Here is a 22,078-nt window from a genome sequence, read left to right on the forward strand (position 1 = left end):
GGAGGGGCGGCTTGAGGCAATGGGATAACGCATAGTAGGCCATCAATTGAAGCGCCGGATGCGTTACCGGTCCGGCGGTGTAGATCTTCAACCCGAAGGTTCGGGCAGTTGGGCAGCGAGTCGGCCGGCAGCGCCTGGCAACAGCAAAACGCGCTAATGGGTGTCTATAGGAGTCTCGATCACCGGCCCGGGTTCGGGCGCGCCGCTTGTGTAAGCTGCGCTTTTCAACTATCGATTTCAACACCGCGACGGCTCGTCCGGGCTTCGGACCGCATAAACGAGACGTAGGCACGACTCACTATGGAGGCAGCATGAAGGCATTGCAAGGCATCGAGGGACATCTGGAGTGGGTCGACAGACCTGAGCCGGACTGTGTCGAGGGGCAGGTCCGTATCCAGGTCGCGGCGGCTGGTATCAATCGTGCCGACCTGCTGCAGCGGGCCGGACACTATCCGCCGCCGCCCGGTGTCACCGATACCCTGGGCCTGGAATGTGCCGGAGTGATCAGCGAGGCGGGCGCGGGCAGCCGCTGGAAAGTCGGCGACCGGGTCTGCGCATTGCTGGCCGGAGGCGGGATGGCCGAGCAGGTGGTGGTGGACGAGCGGCACGCGATGGCCATTCCGCAAGGCTTGAGCCTGGTCGAGGCTGCGGCGGTACCGGAGGTCTATGCCACCGCATGGCTGAATCTTTATCGGCTGGCCGCGCTCAAGCCGGGTGAAAAGGTCCTGCTCCATGCCGGGGCGAGCGGGGTAGGCACGGCTTCCATTCAGCTCTGCCAGGCCTTCGGCAATCCGTGCTGGGTCAGCGTCGGTTCAGCCGAACGCCTGGCCTATTGCGAAAGCCTGGGCGCCAAAGGCGGCGTCGTTCGCAGCGTGGATTTGGAAAGCCTGCGGGATTTCGCGCCGTTCGATGTGATTCTCGATCCGGTAGGCGCCAACTACGCGCCTCTGAACCTGCAGTTGCTGGGCCTGGATGGGCGCTGGGTGATCATCGGTTTGATGGGCGGGCGCATCACCGAACTGGACCTGGCCAAGGTGCTCGGCAAGCGGGTCCAGCTCACTGGCTCGACGCTCCGTAGCCGGGATGCGGACTACAAGGCCGAACTGCTCGCCGATCTCGAGCAGAAGGTCTGGCCGCTGTTCGCCGCCGGTACGCTCAAGGCGCAGCTCGAGCGCTGCTTCCCGATCGGCGACGCACAGGCGGCGTTCGCGGCGCTGGAAAGCAACACCGTGTCGGGCAAGATCGCGCTGGTAATCGACGACGGGTTGAGCTGAGGGCGCGGGTCGGGCGACGGTGTCGCCGCCCGACCGGGTCAGGGTAACCGCGCGGTGGTGTAGAAGGCGGAGAGCACCTTGACCAGATGGGCGAGATCCTGGCCTCCGGCCAGCTCGCGGATCGAGTGCATGGCAAAGGTAGGCAGGCCGATGTCGACCGTGCGCACGCCAAGCTGGCCGGCGGTGATCGGACCGATGGTCGAGCCGCAACCCATGTCGCTGCGGGTGACGAAACTCTGTACCGGTACCTCTTCGGCCAGACACAGATGGCGGAAGAAACCCGCCGTTTCGCTGTTGGTTGCGTAACGCTGGTTGCTGTTGACCTTGATGACCGGGCCGGCGTTGAGCTTGGGGCCGTGGTTGCCGTCATGCTTGTCGGCATAGTTGGGATGCACGGCGTGGGCGTTGTCCGCGGAGATCAGCAGCGAGCGGTTGATGACCCGGACGAAGCCGTCGCCTTCGGGAAGAACCCGGCGCAGCACCTGTTCCAGGAAGGGACCGTCGGCCCCACACATGGAAGTCGAGCCGATCTCTTCGTGATCGGTGCAGACCAGCACGCAGGTTTCGTCGTCACCCGCCTTGAGCAGCGCTTGCAAACCGGCGAAGCAGGACAGCAGATTGTCCAGGCGTGCGCCGGCGATGAAGTCACCGTTCAGGCCGATCACAGCCGCAGCTTGGGTGTCGTAGAAGCTCAGCTCGTAGTCGAGCACCGCGTCGACCAGCAGACCGTGTTCTCGGCTCAGTTGGTCGGCGAGCAATGCGCGGAAGTCCGGGCTTTCCTGACTGGCGACCTGGGCGAGAATGGGCGGCAGCTCGTTCTGGGGGTTGATGGCCCAGCCCTGATTGGCTTCGCGATTGAGGTGGATGGCCAGGTTCGGAATGGTAGCGATCGGCTGCTTGAAATCGATCAGCTGGCTTTCGATACGTCCATCTTGGCTGAAGGTCACGCGACCGGCCAGTGACAGGTCACGGTCAAACCAGGGTGCCAGCAGAGCGCCGCCATATACCTCGACGCCCAATTGCCAGAAGCCCTGGCGCTGAAGCTCGGGGTGAGGCTTGACCCGCAGGCAAGGGCTGTCGGTATGGGCGCCGACCAGGCGCAAGCCGGATTCGAGCAACGGCGTCCGGCCCAGGCGAAACGCGACGATCGCCGAGTCGTTGCGGGTGACGTAATAGCGGCCACCGGCTTCGGTGTGCCAGGGTTCGCCCTCGTGCAACGGCTTGAACCCGGCCGCCTGGAGGCGCTGGGCGAGGCTGGCGGTGGCGTGAAACGGGGTTGGCGAGGCCTTGAGATAATCGATCAGGCCCTGGTTGAGTTCTTCGCGCATAGAGACTCCCGGCTGCAATCGCGCCAGTTTATCCCATCACACCCACTCGGGCTGGGGGCGAATGCATCCATTAAGGAGTGGCGCCACGGCAGCTACCGGATCATGGGGATGGATCAGAACGGTGCCGGGCTGTCGAAGCGCAGCCGCTCGCCCGTCGACGGGTGGGTGAGGGTCAGCATGCTGGCGTGCAGGCACAGGCGTTCGTGGGTGGCCAGCGCCTCTTCGTGGGCGTAGAGGCGATCGCCCAGCAGCGGGTGGCCGATGGAAAGCATGTGGACCCGCAACTGATGGGAGCGGCCGGTGATCGGTGTCAGCTCGACGCGGCTGTAATGACCGCAGCGCTCGAGCACCCGCCAGTAAGTCAGGGCATGGCGGCCCAGCTCGTGATCGACCACGTGGCGAGGCTTGGTTGGCGGGTCGTAACGCAGGGGCAGGTCGATGCTGCCGCTGTCCTGGGTTGGTTCGCCCCAGCACAGCGCCGTGTAGGCTTTCTCCGTTTCGCGGTCGTGGAACTGGCGCGAAAGCTCCCGATGGCTGTCGGCGTCGCGCGCAAGCACGATCAGGCCGGAGGTTTCCCAGTCCAGTCGGTGAACGATACGTGCCTCGGGGTAGCCGTTTTCCTGCAGACGAGTGACCAGGCAGTCCCTGTTGTCCTCGGCGCGGCCCGGTACGGACAGCAGGAGGGTCGGCTTGTCGATGACCAGGAGTGCGGCGTCCTGGTGGATGATGCGGATGGTGCTGAGCGGCATGGCCAAGCCCGAAAATAAAACGGGGCCCTCGCAGGCTGTATGAAACTGCTGCACTCGATCATGCTGCGTTAAAAGCAGGCTCAAAATGCTCATTTACAACTCGTAAACTGCGCTTTTTCGCCTGTTTTGCCTTGCCTGATCTTCGCTCGCTACGTTTCACACAGTCTGCGGGGGCCGCCATTGTCTGCGTCAGTGGATCGTACGCGCCTGGGGCGACGATTCACCGATCTGGCAGGGTGATGTTGAGTTCAAGGATCGAGCAGCTGCCCTGGTCTTCCAGGGCGACCTGGACCTGATCGCTATCGATGTTGACGTACTTGCGGATCACCTCCACCAGCTCTTTCTGCAGGGCCGGCAGGTAGTCCGGCTCGCTGCGCTGGCCGCGCTCGTGGGCGACGATGATCTGCAGGCGTTCCTTGGCGATCGCGGCAGGAGTTTCCTTCTTCTTGCGTTCACGGAAGAAGTCGAAAAGATTCATTCGCGACCTCCGAAAAGTCGTTGCAGGAAGCCGGGCTTCTTGATGTCGAGGAAGCGGTGCGCGACTTCCTTGCCCAGCAGGCGGTCGACCGCATCGCTGTAGGCCTGGCCGGCATCGCTCTGGTCGTCGAGGATCACCGGGATGCCCTGGTTGGACGCCTTGAGGACGGCCTGGGATTCGGGAATGACGCCGAGCAGGCGGATCGAGAGGATTTCTTCGACGTCTTCCACGCCGAGCATCTCGCCCTTGGTCACGCGCTCGGGGTTGTAGCGCGTCAGCAGCAGGTGTTCCTTGATCGGCTCCTGGCCGCTTTCGGCGCGGCGGGACTTGCTGGCCAGCAGGCCGAGCATGCGGTCGGAGTCGCGTACGGAGGAGACTTCCGGGTTGGTCACGACGATGGCTTCGTCGGCGAAGTACATCGCCAGGTGAGCGCCTTTCTCGATACCGGCGGGGGAATCGCAGATGACGTATTCGAAGTTCTCGGCCAGTTCGGTGATGACTTTCTCGACGCCTTCGACGGTCAGCGCGTCCTTGTCACGGGTCTGGCTGGCGGCCAGCACGTAGAGGTTTTCAAGGCGCTTGTCCTTGATCAGCGCCTGGGTCAGGGTCGCATCGCCCTGAATGACGTTGACGAAGTCATACACCACGCGCCGCTCGCAGCCCATGATCAGGTCCAGATTGCGCAGGCCGACGTCGAAATCGACAATGACGGTCTTGTGCCCACGCAGGGCGAGGCCGGTGCCGATGGCAGCGCTGGTGGTAGTTTTGCCGACGCCACCCTTACCGGAAGTGACTACGAGGATCTTGGCCAAGGTGATTCACCCTAAAATATGAAAATGTCGGGTCCGTCGCCTTTTTGGCTGACAGAGCGCCGTTTGGTGCTTGTAAATTCGCGGCAGTATCCGTTAAAGGCGGGTGATGTTCAACACGTCACCGGACAGCCCGATCCGTACGGCTTCACCCCAGAGAGGATCGCGTCTGATGTCCTCGGCGACCTTGTACTGACCCGCGATGGAGACCATTTCCGCCGCCAGTTGCTGGCAGAAAATGCGTGCGTTGACGTCGCCTTTGATACCGGCGAGTGCTCGGCCCCGTAATGGGGCGTAGACATGGATGTTGCCGTCGGCGAGAAGTTCCGCACCGGGGCTGACCGGGGCGAGCACGATCAGGTCACCGCCTTGCGCATAGATCTGCTGGCCGCCGCGAATCGGCGCGGTGATGACCCGGCTCGGGCGATAGACCGGCTCTGCCGGAGCGGCGGGCTTGGCCGGTTCGCCGTCGTGCGGGTCGATCTTGCGTTCGCGCGCGCCGGAGGGTGGAAGCACGGGCAGGTCCAGCGCGCTGGCCGCGCCGATGTGGGCCGCGTGGCTGGCCCTGATGGCGAGGGTGCGCAGGCCGTGGTGACGGCAGACGCTCATCAGCTCTGCCAGGTCGAATCGCTCGTCGGCCTGGGGCAGTTTGTCCAGCGCGAGCACCAGCGGCGTATTGCTGAAGAAGTTCGGCGCCTGCGCGACTTTGCGCGCCAGCTGCTGGTCCAGGCGCTCGGGATCGTTGTCGGCCAGCTCCAGGACGGTGATGGCGAGCATGCTGCCCTTGAGCTGGAATACGGGATCTTGATCGGCTTGGCTCATGGTCTGCCTGCTACGGTAAATGGCGAGGACTTATAGCGGTCACGACGCGGACCTGCAAGGGCAAGCGGCCTGCATCAGGCCGGTGAGCGGGAGTGTCCGGACAGCCGGAGGGCGATCAGGGCCGACCCGTTTCTGCGTTTGCCGTTAGAATGTACGGCTTTCCATCCGGTTCGAGCGTTTCATGGATCGCCCCCGCTTCAGTCGCAAGTTCCTCCATCCGCGTTTCTGGCCGCTCTGGGCGGGGCTCGGTCTGCTCTGGCTGCTGGTGCAGCTACCGTATTCGGTGCTGCTGGCGCTGGGCCGCGCTCTTGGCGCGCTGATGTACCGCGTGGCCGGTTCGCGTCGCCACATCGCGCGGCGCAACCTCGAATTGTGCTTCCCGGAAGTGGCGCAGACCGACCGCGAGCGGCTGTTGCGCGAGAACTTCGCGTCCACGGGCATCGCCTTTTTCGAGATGGCGATGAGCTGGTGGTGGCCAAAGGCGCGCTTGCAGCGCCTGGCCAGGATCGAAGGGCTCGAGCATCTGCAGCAGGCCCAGGCAGAAGGGCAGGGCGTGATCCTGATGGCGCTGCATTTCACCACCCTCGAGATCGGCGCGGCGCTCCTGGGACAGCGACATACCATCGATGGCATGTACCGCGAGCACGACAATCCATTGTTCGACTTCATCCAGCGCCGCGGGCGGGAGCGCCACAATCCGGACGCTTCGGCGATCGAGCGCGAGGATGTGCGGGCCATGCTCAAGGTGCTGCGCGCCGGTCGCGCCATCTGGTACGCGCCCGACCAGGATTACGGTCGCAAGCAGAGCCTGTTCGTGCCGCTATTCGATATCCAGGCGGCGACAGTCACGGCGACCACCAAGTTCGCGCGGCTCGGGCGCGCCCGGGTGTTGCCGTTCACCCAGGAGCGGCTCGCCGACGGCAGCGGTTACCGTCTGGTGATACATCCGCCCCTGGAGGACTTCCCCGGGGAAAGCGAGGAGCAGGATTGCCTGCGCATCAACCAGTGGGTCGAGCAGGCGGTGCGCCAGTGCCCGGAGCAGTATCTGTGGGCGCACCGGCGCTTCAAGACGCGGCCGGAGGGGATGCCCAGCCTGTATCGCTGAGCGTTAGCCTGGGGTGTCTGATTCCTGCGACACGGCGATGCCCTGCTCAGGGCCTTCGCCGCTCGTGGCGATGTGCTGCAGATGTCACTCGTCGATTTGCAGCTTGCGCGCCCGCGTATAGACGTACCGCACCTTCTCGTACTCGAACGGCGAATTGAGCTGGCCGTAGCGGAAGTTGGTGGTGTAGCGGGTGTCCACGGCACGCAGCGCCGTGAGCTCCAGGTGCCCACCGCTCATCTCCCCATAGCTCAGGAAGTTGATTTGCCGCTCGGTGCCGAAGTCCGCTACCAGGCCTGTGGTATCGCGCAGGTTGGAAGGACCGAACGCGGGCAGGATCAGGTAGGGTCCATCCGGTACACCGTAGAAGCCCAGAGTCTGGCCGAAATCTTCGGCCTGGCGTGGCAGGCCCATGCGGGTCGCGGGATCCCAGACGCCGCCGACGCCGATGATGGTGTTGAACAACAGTCGGGCGGTGGTATCCATCGCGCGCTTGCCTTTGAGCTGCAGCACGCTGTTGACCAGATTGGTGACGTCGCCCAGGTTGTCGAAGAAGTTGCTCACGCCGCTGCGCACCACACGTGGCGTGACCTTTCGGTAACCGCTTACGACCGGCAGCATGACCCACTGATCGAGCCGGTAGTTGAAGTGGTACATCCGCCGGTTGACCGACTCGAACGGGTCGTAGACGTTCAGCGCCTCGAAGGTGGCGCGCTCGAACTCGTGCTGGTCCAGACCGGGGTTGAATTCCAGATCCCGCAACGGATGGGTAAAGCCGTCCTCGTCGACGTAGCGGGTTTCTGCCTGGGCGACCGCGGCGGCCAAAAGCAGGGGCAACAGCAGAAGGGATCTAGCCACGGAAGAACTCCAGCATGTGTTCGGCGTTGACGCGGTAATTGAGGTTGCCGCAATGGCCCCCGTACGGGTAGAGCGTCAGCCGGTCGCCGAAAGTGCGGCGCAAAAAGCCGATATCGCCGGGCCCTAGAATGATGTCGTCGGCGTTGTGCATTACCGAGATCTTCGGGCTGTCGCGCAGGTAGTCTTCCAGCGCATAGAGGCTGACCTGCTGGACCAGTTGGGTCAGGCTGCCGCCATCGTATTGCGCGCGCCACATGGGGATCAGTTGCTGGGTCATATAGCACTCGAAGTCGCACAGCAGAGAGCGGCGGAAGAACGGCTCGAGGCTGGTGCCCTCGGTGATCGGGTGTTTCGGTGGAATCAGGATCCCGCGGCGGTTGATCAGGTCCGAAGTGAAGGCGATATCGGCGGCGGAGAAGCGGAACGAGGTGCCGATGAGCATCGCCATCTCTTCATCGCTCAGGCGTACGGTCGATTGCTGAAAATCGAACAGCATCGCTTCGTCCAGATTGATATTGCCCTGGTAGCGGAAGTAGCGAGTGAGCTTGTCCATCACCAGCTCATAGAACGTCGTCTGTTTGTCGATGCCCTCGACGCGCGTCTGCACGAGCTTGTCGAGGTTGCGTATCGAGGTCTGCAGGTTCACCGGCGGGTTGAGCAGCAGCACGCGCTTGAAATCGAAGCTGTGGCGCGTTTCATCGAGGCGGCTGACGAAGGCGGCGTGCAGCGCGCCCAGGCTGTAGCCGGTCAGATGGAATTCGGTGACCGGCAGATCCCGCTGCTGTGCTCGTACGGCCTGCATGACCCGGTACAGGTCCTTGGCATCGTCCTCGCTCAAGCCAGGTGTGGCGTAGCGGGAGGCGGCGGCCATGAAGTCGTAGCTGGTCGGCGACGACAGCTGGACCACGTGGTAGCCGGCGCCATAAAAGATTCGCTTGAGCGATTCGGAGATACCGCTGGAGTAGTGCGCCCCGGTGCCGGCAATGATGAAGATCAGCGGCGCGGGACCCTTCTGGCGTGCCACGCGGTAGCCCAGGCGGGTCACCGGCCAGAAGTTAGGCGGCAGGGTGAACTCGCGCTCCGGACGCAGCTTGAGGCTGTAGTCGGCCTGGTCGATGTCCTCGTCACTGGGTACGACTGCCCTGAGGCCCGGCGGGGTGGTGGCGATCGTCGCCTCGAAGGGGTTGGTAAGGGGGAAGGCGTAATCGGCGGCATCTATATCCCGCGCGAACAGCGATGCGCTGGTGAGCAAGCTGCCCAGCAGCAGTGTGAGTGACCAAAACCTGAGCATGCAAAATCCCTTTCGGTGACAGCCCATTGGGAGAGAGTGCCTTTCGGCAATGAGTCCGGCATGACAACCGGTCGATCTGCTATATGACCTGCGTAATAGGGCAGAGTGCCGCTTCCTTTGTTCGGCTGCAATGCTCAGGTCAGCGGCATCATGCCTGATGATGCAACCAGGCGTGAGGTGGGATGTGGCGTTTGGCGCCCTTGGCTTCGAACCGTTGCCAGATCTTTTCGTGGAAATAGAAGCCCACCGAATTGCACAGGGGTTCGATGGCCGCCACAAGGCCGCCGACGGCCAGGCTACCGGTCAGCGCATAGGTAACCGAGAAGGCGATGCAGAAGTGCATGAGCGTAAAGGTGATGGTCTTGAGCATGACAACCTCGGAATGGAGACGGTGCGATGCTGAGAGGCTAAGCGTCCGCCCGCTCGTTCGGAAATGGTCGATGCATATCGGGTAGATAGTCGGCAATAATCGATTCGCTTGTTTCGATAGTTGATTTGGCGTGACGGGTTTCATGGCCGCGTATTTCGAATCGAAGGGGGAGGCGACATGGCTGATCGATTAACCGCCGATGCGATAGTGGTCGTACACCTTCTGTTCATCGCCTTCGTACTGCTCGGTGGACTACTGGTGCTGCGTTGGCCACGTCTGGCCTGGCTACATCTCCCCGCGGTGGCCTGGGGCATTCTGGTCGAGGTGCTGCATCTGGACTGTCCCTTGACGCCTTGGGAGAACCGCTTTCGCCAGGCTGCCGGGCAGGGCGGCTACGACGGCGGTTTCGTCGAGCACTACCTGATCCCGCTGATCTACCCGGCCGCACTCACTCCGCAGATTCAACTGTGGTTCGGGGCGCTGGTCGCTGCGCTGAACGCTGCGATCTACGGACGCCTGCTCTATCGTCGTCGCCGTCACGGGCGGGTTTGCCGGGGTCATTCAGCGCCCTGATGAAGGCTGGCGCCGGGGTTTCCTTCGCTAAACTCGTCGTAACAAAACGAACGGAAGGCTTCCTCGATGCAGAACCGCATGATGATCACTGGCGCCGGCTCCGGTCTGGGCCGCGAAATCGCGTTGCGCTGGGCCCGGGAGGGCTGGCACCTGGCGCTCTCGGACGTGAATGAGCAGGGCCTTGCCGAAACCTTACAGATGGTCCGAGAAGCCGGTGGCGACGGGTTCACCCAGCGTTGCGACGTCCGCGACTACAGCCAGTTGATCGCGCTGGCGCAGGCGTGCGAGGAAAAGCTCGGCGGTATCGATGTCGTGGTCAACAACGCCGGCGTGGCGTCGGGCGGATTTTTCGACGAGCTGTCGCTGGAGGACTGGGACTGGCAGATCTCGATCAACCTGATGGGCGTGGTCAAGGGCTGCAAGGCTTTCCTGCCCCTGCTGCAGGCCAGCAAGGGTGCCATCGTCAACATCGCCTCGATGGCGGCGCTGATGCAGGCGCCGGGGATGAGCAACTACAACGTGGCCAAGGCAGGGGTCGTCGCGCTCTCCGAGAGCTTGCTGGTCGAGCTCAAGCCAGAAGGCATTTCGGTGCACGTGGTCTGCCCGTCGTTCTTCCAGACCAACCTGATGGACTCCTACCGGGGCCCGACGCCGAACATGAAGGCCCAGATCAGCAAGCTGCTCGAGTCCTCGCCGATTTCCGCCGCGGATATCGCCCAGTACATTCACGAGGGGATGGTGCGCGGCGATTTCATGATCCTGCCCCACGACGAAGGGCGTATGGCCTGGAAGATCAAACAGCAGAACCCCCAGGCGATCTACGACGAAATGTTCACCCTTACCGAAAAGAAGCGCGCCAAGGCCCGCTCCCTCTGATCGATAGCTTGCTCATGAAAGAGCCGGGGAGTACGGTGGCCGCCCCGGCTTTTTCGACAGGCTTCGGTTGCCCCCGTGAACGTTCACATCCGTCTTCTTTTCATGCCCGCGCTGGTAATGGCCGCGGTCAATCTGCGTCCGGGCATCACCTCCTTCGCTCCGCTGATCGAGCGCATCGCTGATGAGTTGCAGCTCAGCCGCGGCCTGATCAGCCTGACCACCGCAGCACCCGTACTGCTGATGGGTCTCCTGGCCCCGCTGGCGCCACGGCTGGCGGTTCGTTTCGGACTCGAGCGCACCATCACCGCCTGCCTGCTGACCCTATGCATCGCCCTGGCACTGCGTCTGTTCGGGCACCATGCCGGGCTGCTGATTGCCACCGCGGTATTGCTAGGGGCCGCCATTGCGATCGCCGGCCCGCTGCTGTCGGGCTACATCAAGCGTCATTTCCGCGAGCGTATCGGCAAGACGGTCGCCTGGTTTTCGCTGAGCATGGCGATCGGCGGGACGCTGGGCGTGGTCCTTACCGCTCCGATCGCGCATCTGTTGGGCGAGCAATGGAATCTTGGCCTGGCGATCTGGACGATCCCCGCCGTGCTGGCGCTGCTGGTCTGGCTGAGGGTGCCGAACCAGCCTGAACCCTCGACGCAGAGCCCAGCCGGTCTGCCTTGGCGAGAGCCTCGCGCCTGGCTGGTGAGCATCTTCTTCGGGCTCCAGGCCGGACTCTTCTATGCACTGGCGACCTGGCTGGTCGCTCGTTACAGCGAGGCCGGTTTCAGCGTGCTGCGCGGCAACGCATTCTTCAGTGGTTTCATGCTGATCGGGCTGCCCAGTGCCTTCGTGATGCCCTGGCTGGCCCAGCGCTTCGGACGGCGTCACCTGATGCTCTTCGGCTGCAGCCTGGTCGCGCTGTTCTGCCTGACCGCGATCACCTGGTGGCCAAGCGCTCAACCGATGCTCGTCTGCATGTTGCTGGGCATCGCCCTCAACGGCAGCTTTTCCCTGGCGCTGGCTCTGCCCATGTACGAGGCCGGCTCACCGCTCGCGGTAAGCCGATTGACCGCGATGATGCTGTGCGCCGGTTACGGGCTCGGCGGTCTGGCGCCCATGCTCGCAGGGCTGGGACGCGATCTGGGCGGTGACTATCGTGCGCCGTTCGCCGCCCTGGTCGCAGTGGCGGCGATGATGACTATGCTCAGCCTGTTTCTGCGTCCCCGCCGCGATGCGAACCCACTCGTCTAGGATGGAAGCTGTGGCGCGGTTCACCTCCTGCCGTGGCGCGCATGACCGTTGCGCGCCGCTGTGTTAGAACGCTGCGCAAACGCCCGACCCGTAACCTTTTGATCGTCTGCCCTGGAGTGTTCGAGTGGAGTCAGAATCCATCGTCTATGGCTGCATCCGTGACTGGCCGTCGGCGGACGACGACCAGCGTCGGCAGCGCCGACTGGCCAATCTGCGTGCGCTCGAGCAATTGCCACAGGGTGAGGGCTGGCCGTTCATCGGACGGGAGATGTTTTCCTTCTGCGCGCAGGAAGAGATCGGCCTCTACCAGACCCAGGTGATCCACTTCGGCGCCAGCTACCGAGCGGTGGAATACGAGTGGGCGTTGTGGGTGGAAAACTTCGAGGCGCTGCTCAAGCAGCTGTACTGGACTGGCGCGGTGGTGCACCTGGAAACCGAGCTCAACGGTACCCACACCTTTCGCTGGGAAACCGACTCGGGGTCCCACAGCCCCAACGACAGCGGCCTGCGCATGCGCTGTTCGTGGGAGCGTGAAAGCGGGTTGCTTGGCTGATCAGTCTTCCAGCCATTCGCGCGGTACGTCGCGCTTGAGTGCGAGCTGACACTGGCCGCTGTCCGGATCGAAGACGATCACCGCCTCGCCCTTGTGCAGGGCGCGGCGTACTCGCTCGACCCGTGTGGATAGCGGCGTTTCGTCCCCGTTGTCGGTGCCGTCGCGGGTGACGAAGTCTTCGATGAGACGGGTGAGGGTGTCGGCTTCGAGCTGATCGTGGGGAATGAGCATAGTGCGCGGGTTACCTGGCGTGCGGTGACGCCTATTTTAACCCGGCTTCGGTGGTTCCCATCTGACTCTCTGTTTCGCCCAGGTAATGATCGAGTCGTTCGTGCAGTGCCAGGTCGTTGAGCGGCTTGCCGAGGAACTCGTTCATGCCGGCGAGGGCGCCCCGTTCGCGTTGCTCCTCTGGCAGGTGCGCGGTCAGTGCGATGATCGGCACCGGCGACAGACCGAGCTGTGCTTCGAACGCTCTGATCTGGCGGCTGGCCTCGAAGCCGTCCATCTCCGGCATTTCGCAGTCCATCACGATGGCCTGGATCGCGCTCGGCGCGCGACGGTAAATATCGAGTGCCTGCTGGCCGTTGTCCACCAGCGTGACCAGGTAGCCGCGCTTTTCGAGAAAGCCCCGGATCACCATCTGATTGACCTGATTATCTTCGGCAACCAGCACGCAGGGACGGTCGACACCGGGACGTTGTCGCGGGGGCGGCGGCGTTGCGGCGGATTCGTCGCGGATCGCGAACAAGCCGTGCAACGCCTCGCGTAGCGGGGCGATGGCCAATGGCAGAGCAATGCGGATGTCGACAGGGCGAGGTGTCGGTCGGTTGGCGGGGGCATCGAGCAGTAGCAGGGGCGCTTGCGGCGGTTGGCAGTATTCCAGGGCCTCGAGCCACTCGGTTGGCTGACCCGGTAGGGGCATCATCAATACCAGCAGGTCCTGGCCGCCCAGTTGCTCGAGGCAATCGGCCAAGGTCTGGGAGTTTTCGCAGTGCATGCCCCAGCGCTCGAGCAGGCATGTCAGTGCGTCCATTGCCTGCTCGTCGGACGACGCGAGCAGGGCGCGCCGTCCTGCCAGCAGTTGAGTGAGGGGATCGGCCGGCTGCGGAACCTCGGGTGATGGCAGGGTGAGCAGGAAACGGCTGCCCTGCCCGGGCGTGCTCTGGACGTCGATGGCGCCGCCCATCATCTCCACGAGTTCCTTACTGATGGCTAGCCCCAGGCCGCTGCCGCCGTAGCGTCGACTCGTGCTCGAGTTCTCCTGGGAGAAGGACTCGAACAGCTGCGGCAGTGCGCTTGGGTGGATGCCGATGCCGGTGTCGATCACGGCAAATTGCAGCTGCGCCACGCCGTTGCCGTCGCGGCTCCAGCTGACCGTCAGGGCGACGTGGCCGCTTTCGGTGAACTTCACCGCGTTGCTCAGCAGGTTCAGCAGGACCTGCTTCAGGCGTGTCGGGTCTCCGCGCACCATCCGTGGGACACCGGGGTCGAGGCTGATGTAAAGGCTCAGCTGCTTTTCCAGAGCCTGTGCGGTGAACAGGCTCATGGCCTCGGATACCAGCGTCTCGAGGTCGAACTCGATGTCTTCGAGTACCAGCTTGCCGGATTCGATCCGGGCGTAGTCGAGGATGTCGTTGATTACCGTCATCAGCGAGCGGCCAGAGCTGGAAATGGTATCGACGTAGAACCGCTGGCTGCCGTCCAGGCGGGTCTCGCGCAGTAGCTGGAGCATGCCCAGCAGGCCGCTGAGCGGGGTGCGGATTTCGTGGCTCATCTTTGCCAGGAACCGGCTTTTGGCCTGGTTCTCGATGCGTGCCCGGGCGGCCGCCTGGCGCGAGCGGTAGCCTTCCTCCTTGAGCTGGGTGATGCGGTCGGCCAAGCCGATCGACAAGGTGATCAGTTCGATGGCGACGCTGACCTTGACCACCGAGCTGCCATAGACGCCGAAGAGCTCGAAGCCCAGCGAACCGGCGGTGACGATGATGAAGGAGACCAGCAGGATGCCCCAGGCCAGGATGTAGTACGAACCATAGCGTACCCCCCGATGCCAGGCATAGGCGCCGGTCAGCAACAGGCCGATCGAGGTACTGAGCACCGCGACGCTGGCCAGGATGCTCCAGGTCTGCAAGGGCACCAGCAGCCCTGTGACAAGGCCGGCGAAAGAAACCAGTACCGCGCCGCGAAGCAACTGATCCAGGCGCGGGAAGTGCTCGCGGGTATGCAGGAAATGGCGGCTGAACTGCACGGAGGTGAAGCAGTGCGTAAGCATCAGCAGATAGATGAGCACGCCATGGAGCCCACCCAGTTCGGGCAGCAGCTTGAGCAGCAGGCCGTCGAAGCTGGCCGCGAACAGGCCGATGTTGAGGTTGTAGATCAGATACCAGAAGTACGCCGGTTCGCGCAGCGAAAGGAACAGGAAGAGGTTGTAGCAGAACATCGCCAGGAGCACGCCGTAGAACCCGCCGTAGAGTGCTGTGCTGTGTTCCTGGGCCGCGGCGCTGGCGCCGTGGGTGCTGAGGTAGATCGGTACGAACAGGCTGCTGGTGCTGTGAACCTTCACCAGCAGGGTCGTCGAACCGGGCGAGAGCTCGACCGGGAACCAGAAGTTGCGCACCTTCACGGGGCGCTGATCGAAGGGGTAGTCGTCACCGGCCAGCTGGCGGGTCTGTCGGCCGGACGCATCGACCAGGAACAGCTCGATGTGATCGAGCAGTGGGTAATTGATTTCGACGAAGCCGCGCAGGATGTCGGCGCGAGGATTGTCCAGACGGACTTTGAACCACCAGGTCGAGTCGTTCTTGCCCTTGTTGGCGTGCTGGCTTTCGATCGGCTCGAAGCGCTCGGGTGGCGAGGCGAGAACCTGCGCGACATCGAGGCGGCCCTTTGGGTCTTCGAACGACTCGAGCCACTGGCCCAGCGACAGACGAAAATCGCCATCCGGCAGGTGCACGGGCGCGGCAGCTTTGCAGCCGAGGCTCAGGCAGAGCAATAGCAGAGCCAGTCCGTAGCGCGCCATATTCGATCCATGAAAAAAGTCGCGACACTTTGCCTCTATGTGTGCTCTGCGGCAACGCTTGCTGGCCCGAACCTAGTGCCTAGTCACGTATGCGGCCTTAACGGTCGGGGTCGTCGGACCTGCCGACCAGGGTTTCGACCGCCGGCACACGGGTGTCGTTCTCCATTTGCGCTTCATGTTCGAGCTGATGGCTGAAGCGTTCGAGCGAGTCCTTGCCGGCATGGGCGTCGCTGGCGAATACCGGCGGGCTGAGCAGGTAGGCGCTGATCAGCTGGGTCATCGCTGCGAGGCTGTCGATGTGAGTGCGCTCGTAACCGTGGGTCGCGTCGCAGCCGAAGGCGATCAGGGCGGTGCGGATGTCATGGCCCGCTTCGACCGCGGACTGCGCGTCACTGTGGTAATAGCGGAACAGGTCGCGGCGCACCGGGATCTCATGTTGGCCGGCAAGCTTGAGCAGGTGCCGGGAGAGATGGAAATCATAGGGGCCGCCCGAGTCCTGCATCGCTACCGTGACGGCATGCTCGGTAGACTGCTGGCCCTTGGCGCTGGGCGCGATGTCGATGCCGACGAATTCGCTGACGTCCCAGGGCAGGGCGCCGGCAGCGCCGGAGCCGGTCTCCTCGGTGATGGTGAATAGCGGGTGGCAGTCGATGGGCGGTTCGCGGCCGCTATCCACCACGGCCTTGAGTGCCGCCAGCAGTGCGGCGACACCGGCCTTGTCGTCCAGGTGGCGTGCGCTGATATAGCCACTTTCAGTGAATTCGGGCATTGGATCGAAGGCGACGAAATCACCGATGTTCACGCCCAGGGCAACGGTTTCCGCGCGGCTGTAGGTGAACGCATCCAGGCGCAGCTCGACATGATCCCAACTGATGGGCATTTCATCGACCGCCGTGTTGAAGGCATGGCCGGAAGCGAGCAGAGGCAGCACGCTGCCGCGGATGACGCCGTGGTCGGTAAATACGCTCACGCGGCTGCCCTCGGCGAAGCGACTCGACCAGCAACCCACCGGGGCCAGTCCCAGCCGACCGGTGTCCTGGATCTCGCGAACGATTGCCCCGATGGTATCGACGTGGGCGGCGACTGCGCGGTCCGGGCTGTAGCGACGGCCCTTGAGCGTGGCGCGGATGGTGCCTCGACGGGTCAGCTCGAAGGGAATGCCCAGTTCCTTCAGGCGCTCGGCCACATAGCGCACGATGGTATCGGTGAAACCGGTCGGGCTTGGAATGGCAAGCATCTCGAGTAGAACGCGTTGCAGATAATTCAGATCGGGTTCGGGCAGTTTCGGAATCATGGAGTCTCCTTGTGTGGCTTGACGTGCCGGGTCGGGAGGTAGTTGGCGAGGATGATGGACGCAATGCACGACACCGCAAACGGACGTTTGCGGTGTCGTGCAGCGCGGCCGCGTCAGCTGTTGGTATGGCTGAGCGGGAACAGCAGATCGATGAAACGCTCGGCGGTCGGCTGCGGTTGATGGTTCGCCAAGCCGACACGCTCGTTGGCTTCGATGAAGACGTACTCGGGCTGGTCGGCCGCCGCAACCATCAAGTCTAGCCCGACTACCGGGATATCCAGCGCACGCGCCGCCTTGACGGCGGCGTCGACCAGGGTCGGGTGCAGGATGTCGGTAACGTCCTCTAGCGTGCCTCCCGTATGCAGGTTGGCTGTGCGACGTACGGCCAGCCGTTCGCCCTCGGCCAGGACGCTGTCGAAGTCGTAATTCGCCGTGCGAATGCACCGCTGGGTTTCCTCGTCGAGCGGGATGCGACTTTCACCTCCGGTGGCCGCCATTCGCCGACGGCTTTGCGCCTCGATCAGCGCGCCAATGGTGTGATGGCCGTCGCCGATGACCTCGGCCGGACGGCGGATAGCCGCGGCGACCACTTCAAAGCCGATGACCACGATGCGCAGATCCAGCCCCTCGTGGAAGCTTTCCAGCAGCACACGGCTGTCGAATTGCTCTGCCCGACGAATCGCCACTTCCACTTCTTCAGCGCTGCGCAGATCCACCGCGACGCCCTGGCCTTGCTCGCCGTCGACCGGCTTGACCACCACGCTGCCGTGCTCCGCCAGGAAGGCGGCGTTGTCAGCCGCCGCCCCCGCCAGTTGCTGGGCCGGCAATTGGAGCCCGGCGCGTGCCAGCGTGCGGTGGGTCAGCTGCTTGTCCTGACAGAGGGTCATGCTGACGGCGCTGGTCAGGTCCGACAGCGATTCGCGACAACGAACCCGCCGGCCGCCGTGAGTCAGGGTGAACATGCCCGCTTCGGCATCGTCGACATGCACCTCGATGCCTCGGCGACGGGCTTCGTCGACGATGATTCGGGCATAGGGGTTGAGGTCCGCTTCAGGGCCGGGGCCGAGGAACAACGGTTGGTTGAAGCTGTTCTTGCGCTTGACCGTGAAGGTCGGCAGGTCCCGGAAGCCGAGCTTGGCGTAGAGGGCCTTGGCCTGCAGGTTGTCATGCATCACCGACAGGTCGAGGTAGGCCAGGCCGCGCCCCATGTAGTGTTCGACCAGGTGACGTACGAGCGCTTCGCCCACGCCCGGGCGCGGGCAGTCCGGCGATACGGCCAGGCACCAGAGGCTGCAGCCGTTTTCCGGGTCGTTGAACGCCTTGTGATGGTTGATTCCCATCACGCTGCCGAGGATCTGTCCGGTGTCTTCGTCCTCGGCTACCCAGAACACCGGGCCCCCTTCTTCATAAGGGGTGCAGCGCGTCGGATCCACCGGCATCATCGAACGGGACTGGTACAGGCAGTTGATCGCATCCCAGTCGTTCTGGCATTGGGTGCGGCGGATGGCGAAGCCTCTAAAACGACGTTGGGCGGGTCGATAGTCGGTGAACCACAGCCGCAAGGTGTCGGAGGGGTCGAGGAACAGCTGCTGAGGCGCCTGCGCCAGTACCTGCTGAGGCGCGGCCACATACAACGCGATGTCCCGGTCGCCCTGCTGCTCGTTGAGCAGGTCGTTGGCGATCATGGCCGGGTCCGAGTACGTATGGCCGACGAGAATTCTCCCCCAGCCGCAGTGAAGGATCACCGGGCTGTCGGGATGAGCCTGGCCGTCTTCGGCAAAACGTGCCTGCAACCTCTGGTAGGTTGGCGCCTGGCCGCGCAACAGGCGCTGACCATAAGCTTGAGACTTCTGCATGGTGCGCTTCCTTAGAGGCCCTGTTCGGTCAACCAAAGGTTGACCGCCGCGAGTTGCCAGAGTTTTGAACCGCGCAGCGGGGTGAGCTGGCCATGGGGGTCGGACAGCAAGGTATCGAGCATCTCCGGCTGGTACAGGCCGCGGTCCTGGCTCGGATCCAGCAACAGCTCGCGCACCCAGTCCAGGGTGGCACCCTGCAGGTGCTTGAGCCCGGGCACCGGGAAGTAGCCCTTCGGCCGGTCGATGACCGCTGCGGGAATGACCTGACGAGCGGCTTCCTTGAGCACGTATTTGCCGCCTTCGGGCAGCTTGTATTGTGCGGGGATGCGCGCCGAGAGCTCTGCCACCCGGTAATCCAGGAACGGCGTGCGCGCCTCCAGGCCCCAGGCCATGGTCATGTTGTCCACACGCTTGACCGGGTCGTCGACCAGCATCACCGTGCTGTCGATGCGCAGTGCCTTGTCGACAGCCGCCTCGGCGCCCGGCTGGGCGAAGTGCCGGCGCACGAAATCGCCGGAGAAATCGCCCTGGGCCCATTGCTTCTGGACCGTCTGGGTGTATTCCTCGTAGCTGCGGTCGCGGAAGGCCGCGAGGTACGCCGCCACCGGGTCCTGCGCCCCGTCAACCTGCGGATACCAGTGATAACCGGCGAACAGCTCGTCGGCACCCTGGCCGCTCTGCACCACCTTGCAATGCTTGGCCACTTCGCGCGAGAGCAGGTAGAAGGCGATGCAGTCATGGCTGACCATCGGCTCGCTCATCGCGCGGAAGGCGGCGGGAAGCTGTTCGAGGATTTCCTTTTCCTGGATCCGCAGCTGGTGATGACGGGTCTGGAACTGGTTGGCGATGATGTCGGAATACTTGAACTCGTCGCCGCGCTCGCCGCCCGCATCCTCGAAGCCGATGGAGAAGGTCAGCAGGTTTTCCGCCGCACCCGCTTCACGCAGCAGGCCGACCAGCAGGCTCGAATCGACGCCTCCGGAGAGCAGCACGCCGACGTCCACCGCGGCGCGCTGCCGGATGCCCACCGCTTCGCGCATGGTGGTCAGGACGCGATCCTTCCAATCTTCGAAAGTGTAGTTCTGCTCTTCGGGCTTGGCGCCGAATTCCAGCGTCCACCAGGTCTTGGTGGTGGTCTTGCCTTGGGCGTCGATGCGCATCCAGCTAGCCGGCGGCATCTTTTCGATACCGGCGATCAGGGTGTCGGGTGCCGGCACCACGGCGTGGAAGCTCATGTAGTGGTTCAGCGCGACCGGGTTGATCACGGCCGTGATGTCGCCGCCCTGCAGGAGCGAGGGGAGGCTGGAGGCGAAGCGCAGGCGCTGGTCGGTACGCGACAGATACAACGGCTTGACCCCAAGCCGGTCGCGGGCGATGAAGAGCTGCTGCGTGTCGCGCTCCCAGATGGCGAACACGAACATGCCGTTCAGGCGCGGCAGCAGGGCTTCGCCCCAGGCGTGGAAGCCCTTGAGCAGTACTTCGGTGTCGCCGTCGGAGAAGAAGCGATAGCCGAGCGATTCGAGTTCGGCGCGAAGCTCGGGGTAGTTGTAGATCGCACCATTGAAGACCATCGACAGACCTAGCGCCGAGTCGACCATCGGCTGCCCGGAGGCCTCGCACAAGTCCATGATCTTCAGCCGACGATGGCCCAGCGCGAGGGGCCCGTGACTATGGAAACCGCACGCGTCGGGCCCGCGAGAGGTCAGGTGATGGGTGATGCGTTCGATGGCGGCCAGGCTGGCCGGTTGGTTATCGAAGCGTAGTTCTCCAGCTATTCCGCACATAATCCTTACCGGTTCTCCGTTGGGGTGTGGGCGTGCTTGTTCAGCACTTTTTTACCTAACCAAATCGACACTTTCATGTCAAAGTAGTTCGTTGTATGTTTTTGGCAAGAATAGCCGCTCCGTAGCTCAGCAGAATGTTATGACTGAAACTAAATCATCAGCCCGGGAAGCCTATGCGCTTTCGATATTCCAGGCCTTGCGTCGCTTGCAGCAGGCGGCTGAGGTCCACGCCAAGCGCCTGTCGCGCTATGGCGGGCTGACACCGTTGCAGCAACTGATCCTGCAGGTATTGGCGGTGGAGAAGGAACTCACGGCCAGTCAGTTGGCGCGTTTCGTCAGTCTGTCGCAGGCCTCGCTGTCGGGAGTGCTCGAGCGTCTGGAGGGGCGGGGGCTGATCAGCCGGCGGCGTGACGAGCAGGACCGGCGCAAGCAGTGGCTACATCTGGATGAATCGGGGCGGGACGCCTTGCGCGACGCGCCTTCGCTGTTGCCCGAGCACGTCCTGGAGCGTTTCGCCGCGCTGCCCGAGTGGGAGCGCCATTCGATTCTCGCGGCGCTGCTGCGCGCCGCCGAGCTGTTCGACTCGGCCGAGCTGGCCGAGCAGGTCTAGAGGCGAAACCCCTCGACGATGTGTTCGGCCAGCGTTTCGCTGATCTGCGACTGTTGGCCGTTGCGCAGCAGCACGATGCTGCAGCCGGGCAACGGAGGCAGCCCCTGGGCCTCGTCGAGAATGCGCAGCTGCGACGGGATCACGCTCTGCAGCTGGGCGGTGACCGCGAGGCCGGCGCTCACCACCGCGACGATCGCCGCCAGGCTGGGGCTGGTGTAGGCCATCCGGTAATCGATTTCCCGGGCGTCCAGCGCATTGCACGCCCAGGCGCGGCAGAAGCAGTCCGAGTTGAACATCGCCAGCGGTAGCGGCCGCTGTTCATGCACTTCGAAGCCCGGCGCCTCGGCCCATACGAAACGTTCCTGGCGCAGCAGCTGGCCGATCTCGGTGCCCGGCTCGCGGGTGACGATGGTCAGGTCCAGGTCCTTGCGTTGCAGCAGCAGGGTCGAGGGCTCGCAATGCACCTCCACTTGAACCAGCGGAAAGCTCTGGGCGAAACGCGAAAGGATGCCCGGCAGAAAACGCATCACGTAATCGTCCGGCGTACCGATGCGCACGGAGCCGACCATGTGCGGCTCGCGCAACGTGTTGATCACCTCGCCATGCAGCTTCAGGATGCGCCGCGCGTAGCCCAGCAGCACTTGGCCTTCGGCTGTGAGCCGCACGCCGCGACCGTCGCGCTCGAAGAGGTCACGCTGCAGCACGTCCTGCTCGAGCCGTTTCATCTGCATGCTGATGGCTGATTGGGTTCGATTGACCGCCTCGGCGGCGCGAGTGAAACCGCCGTGGTCGGCGATGGCGACGAAGCTGCGCAGCAGTTCGGTGTCGATACTCGGGTAGGTCGCCATGCATCAATCTCTCAGATGAGTTGGATCACGAAGATTCGTTGGATTGATATTAATCCGAGGCCGACACTTCTTCCATCCCACAGGAGGATGGACAGATGAAAAACGACAAGGGTGTTTCGCGTAGCGGGTGGTCAGTGCTGCGTCTGCAGCTGGTCCGCTGGTGGCAACTGCATGACCAACGCCAACGGCTCGCTGCGCTGGATGACGCCGCGCTGAAGGATCTGGGCCTGAGCCGGGCCGACGTCGTTGCCGAAAGCGAGCGGCCTTTCTGGGACGACCCATTCGGCTCGCCGCCGCGCTCGGAAAAAGCCGGCCGCTGCTTCGATGACAGCCGCCAGGCGCTAC

21 protein-coding genes and 1 pseudogene are annotated in these 22,078 nt (G+C 63.7%); 8 read left to right on the plus strand and 14 right to left on the minus strand.

Features of this window, described 5'->3' with window-relative positions; translation table 11 throughout:
- The first annotated feature begins 311 nt into the window (after nucleotides 1–311).
- Nucleotides 312–1,274: an NAD(P)H-quinone oxidoreductase gene (locus G7026_RS04705; RefSeq protein WP_181069599.1), complete on the plus strand. Its 963-nt coding sequence runs from the start codon at nucleotides 312–314 to the stop codon at nucleotides 1,272–1,274.
- A gap of 38 nt (nucleotides 1,275–1,312) precedes the next feature.
- Here G7026_RS04705 and G7026_RS04710 read toward each other — a convergent pair whose 3' ends face one another.
- From G7026_RS04710 to minC, 5 genes are all read right to left on the minus strand, one after another.
- Entirely contained in the window at nucleotides 1,313–2,602 is a 1,290-nt protein-coding gene (locus G7026_RS04710) for a M18 family aminopeptidase (protein WP_181069600.1), read from the minus strand.
- 113 nt (nucleotides 2,603–2,715) lie between these two features.
- Nucleotides 2,716–3,351: an RluA family pseudouridine synthase gene (locus tag G7026_RS04715; protein WP_181069601.1), complete on the minus strand. Its 636-nt coding sequence runs from the start codon at nucleotides 3,349–3,351 to the stop codon at nucleotides 2,716–2,718.
- A 220-nt stretch (nucleotides 3,352–3,571) separates the two neighbouring features.
- On the minus strand, nucleotides 3,572–3,829 hold the full coding sequence (minE, locus tag G7026_RS04720) for a cell division topological specificity factor MinE (protein WP_181069602.1): 258 nt from the start codon (nucleotides 3,827–3,829) through the stop codon (nucleotides 3,572–3,574).
- A complete protein-coding gene (gene minD, locus G7026_RS04725) occupies nucleotides 3,826–4,641 on the minus strand; it encodes a septum site-determining protein MinD (protein WP_138407152.1) in 816 nt (271 codons plus the stop codon). The genes minE and minD overlap by 4 nt, the downstream gene beginning before the upstream one ends.
- 93 nt (nucleotides 4,642–4,734) lie before the next feature.
- A complete protein-coding gene (gene minC, locus G7026_RS04730) occupies nucleotides 4,735–5,460 on the minus strand; it encodes a septum site-determining protein MinC (RefSeq protein ID WP_181069603.1) in 726 nt (241 codons plus the stop codon).
- A gap of 181 nt (nucleotides 5,461–5,641) precedes the next feature.
- Here minC and G7026_RS04735 point away from each other — a divergent pair, with 181 nt between their 5' ends.
- Nucleotides 5,642–6,565 (plus strand): lipid A biosynthesis lauroyl acyltransferase, encoded by a 924-nt coding sequence (locus G7026_RS04735; protein WP_181069604.1) that lies wholly within the window; start codon nucleotides 5,642–5,644, stop codon nucleotides 6,563–6,565.
- A gap of 84 nt (nucleotides 6,566–6,649) precedes the next feature.
- On the opposite strand, the gene G7026_RS04740 is transcribed toward G7026_RS04735, so the two are convergent.
- The 3 genes from G7026_RS04740 to G7026_RS04750 form a co-directional block, all read right to left on the minus strand.
- Nucleotides 6,650–7,405 (minus strand): MlaA family lipoprotein, encoded by a 756-nt coding sequence (locus G7026_RS04740; RefSeq protein WP_181069828.1) that lies wholly within the window; start codon nucleotides 7,403–7,405, stop codon nucleotides 6,650–6,652.
- A gap of 7 nt (nucleotides 7,406–7,412) precedes the next feature.
- Nucleotides 7,413–8,711 carry a serine/threonine protein kinase gene (locus tag G7026_RS04745; protein WP_181069605.1) on the minus strand — a complete coding sequence of 433 codons (1,299 nt, stop codon included), beginning with the start codon at nucleotides 8,709–8,711 and terminating at the stop codon, nucleotides 7,413–7,415.
- Nucleotides 8,712–8,859: 148 nt separating this feature from the next.
- Nucleotides 8,860–9,081 carry a DUF2061 domain-containing protein gene (locus tag G7026_RS04750; protein ID WP_181069606.1) on the minus strand — a complete coding sequence of 74 codons (222 nt, stop codon included), beginning with the start codon at nucleotides 9,079–9,081 and terminating at the stop codon, nucleotides 8,860–8,862.
- Between the two features lie 177 nt (nucleotides 9,082–9,258).
- On the opposite strand from G7026_RS04750, the gene G7026_RS04755 reads away from it, so the two are divergent.
- The 4 genes from G7026_RS04755 to G7026_RS04770 all read left to right on the plus strand — a co-directional run bounded on the left by G7026_RS04755 (nucleotide 9,259) and on the right by G7026_RS04770 (nucleotide 12,325).
- Nucleotides 9,259–9,654 carry a DUF2784 domain-containing protein gene (locus G7026_RS04755; protein WP_181069607.1) on the plus strand — a complete coding sequence of 132 codons (396 nt, stop codon included), beginning with the start codon at nucleotides 9,259–9,261 and terminating at the stop codon, nucleotides 9,652–9,654.
- Between the two features lie 66 nt (nucleotides 9,655–9,720).
- Entirely contained in the window at nucleotides 9,721–10,530 is an 810-nt protein-coding gene (locus tag G7026_RS04760; protein WP_181069608.1) for an SDR family oxidoreductase, read from the plus strand.
- 102 nt (nucleotides 10,531–10,632) lie between these two features.
- Entirely contained in the window at nucleotides 10,633–11,772 is a 1,140-nt protein-coding gene (locus G7026_RS04765) for an MFS transporter (protein WP_181069829.1), read from the plus strand.
- A 124-nt stretch (nucleotides 11,773–11,896) separates the two neighbouring features.
- Nucleotides 11,897–12,325 (plus strand): hypothetical protein, encoded by a 429-nt coding sequence (locus G7026_RS04770; RefSeq protein WP_181069609.1) that lies wholly within the window; start codon nucleotides 11,897–11,899, stop codon nucleotides 12,323–12,325.
- Here the strand turns inward: G7026_RS04770 and G7026_RS04775 are convergent, their stop codons facing one another.
- From G7026_RS04775 to G7026_RS04795, 5 genes are all read right to left on the minus strand, one after another.
- Nucleotides 12,326–12,556 (minus strand): YheU family protein, encoded by a 231-nt coding sequence (locus tag G7026_RS04775; protein WP_181069610.1) that lies wholly within the window; start codon nucleotides 12,554–12,556, stop codon nucleotides 12,326–12,328.
- 31 nt (nucleotides 12,557–12,587) lie between these two features.
- Nucleotides 12,588–15,341 carry a hybrid sensor histidine kinase/response regulator gene (locus tag G7026_RS04780; RefSeq protein ID WP_181069611.1) on the minus strand — a complete coding sequence of 918 codons (2,754 nt, stop codon included), beginning with the start codon at nucleotides 15,339–15,341 and terminating at the stop codon, nucleotides 12,588–12,590.
- A gap of 97 nt (nucleotides 15,342–15,438) precedes the next feature.
- Nucleotides 15,439–16,635 carry an osmoprotectant NAGGN system M42 family peptidase gene (locus G7026_RS04785; RefSeq protein WP_181069612.1) on the minus strand — a complete coding sequence of 399 codons (1,197 nt, stop codon included), beginning with the start codon at nucleotides 16,633–16,635 and terminating at the stop codon, nucleotides 15,439–15,441.
- Nucleotides 16,636–16,748: 113 nt separating this feature from the next.
- The gene (ngg, locus tag G7026_RS04790; RefSeq protein WP_181069613.1) at nucleotides 16,749–18,491 is read right to left on the minus strand and encodes an N-acetylglutaminylglutamine synthetase; all 1,743 of its coding nucleotides are present in this window, start codon (nucleotides 18,489–18,491) and stop codon (nucleotides 16,749–16,751) included.
- An 11-nt stretch (nucleotides 18,492–18,502) separates the two neighbouring features.
- Nucleotides 18,503–20,275 (minus strand): N-acetylglutaminylglutamine amidotransferase, encoded by a 1,773-nt coding sequence (locus G7026_RS04795; protein ID WP_181069614.1) that lies wholly within the window; start codon nucleotides 20,273–20,275, stop codon nucleotides 18,503–18,505.
- Nucleotides 20,276–20,414: 139 nt separating this feature from the next.
- Here G7026_RS04795 and G7026_RS04800 point away from each other — a divergent pair, with 139 nt between their 5' ends.
- On the plus strand, nucleotides 20,415–20,885 hold the full coding sequence (locus G7026_RS04800) for a MarR family winged helix-turn-helix transcriptional regulator (protein WP_181069615.1): 471 nt from the start codon (nucleotides 20,415–20,417) through the stop codon (nucleotides 20,883–20,885).
- On the opposite strand, the gene G7026_RS04805 is transcribed toward G7026_RS04800, so the two are convergent.
- Nucleotides 20,882–21,733, minus strand: a complete 852-nt coding sequence (locus G7026_RS04805) for a LysR family transcriptional regulator (RefSeq protein ID WP_181069616.1) — start codon at nucleotides 21,731–21,733, stop codon at nucleotides 20,882–20,884. The two genes, G7026_RS04800 and G7026_RS04805, sit on opposite strands and share 4 nt — an antisense overlap.
- A 95-nt stretch (nucleotides 21,734–21,828) precedes the next feature.
- On the opposite strand from G7026_RS04805, the pseudogene G7026_RS04810 reads away from it, so the two are divergent.
- Nucleotides 21,829–22,014: pseudogene (locus tag G7026_RS04810) on the plus strand (DUF1127 domain-containing protein); the annotation flags it as partial.
- Nucleotides 22,015–22,078 lie beyond the last annotated feature (64 nt).

The sequence above is a fragment of the Stutzerimonas azotifigens genome (genome assembly GCF_013522725.1).
In the GTDB taxonomy this organism is placed as follows: Bacteria; Pseudomonadota; Gammaproteobacteria; order Pseudomonadales; family Pseudomonadaceae; genus Stutzerimonas; species Stutzerimonas azotifigens_A.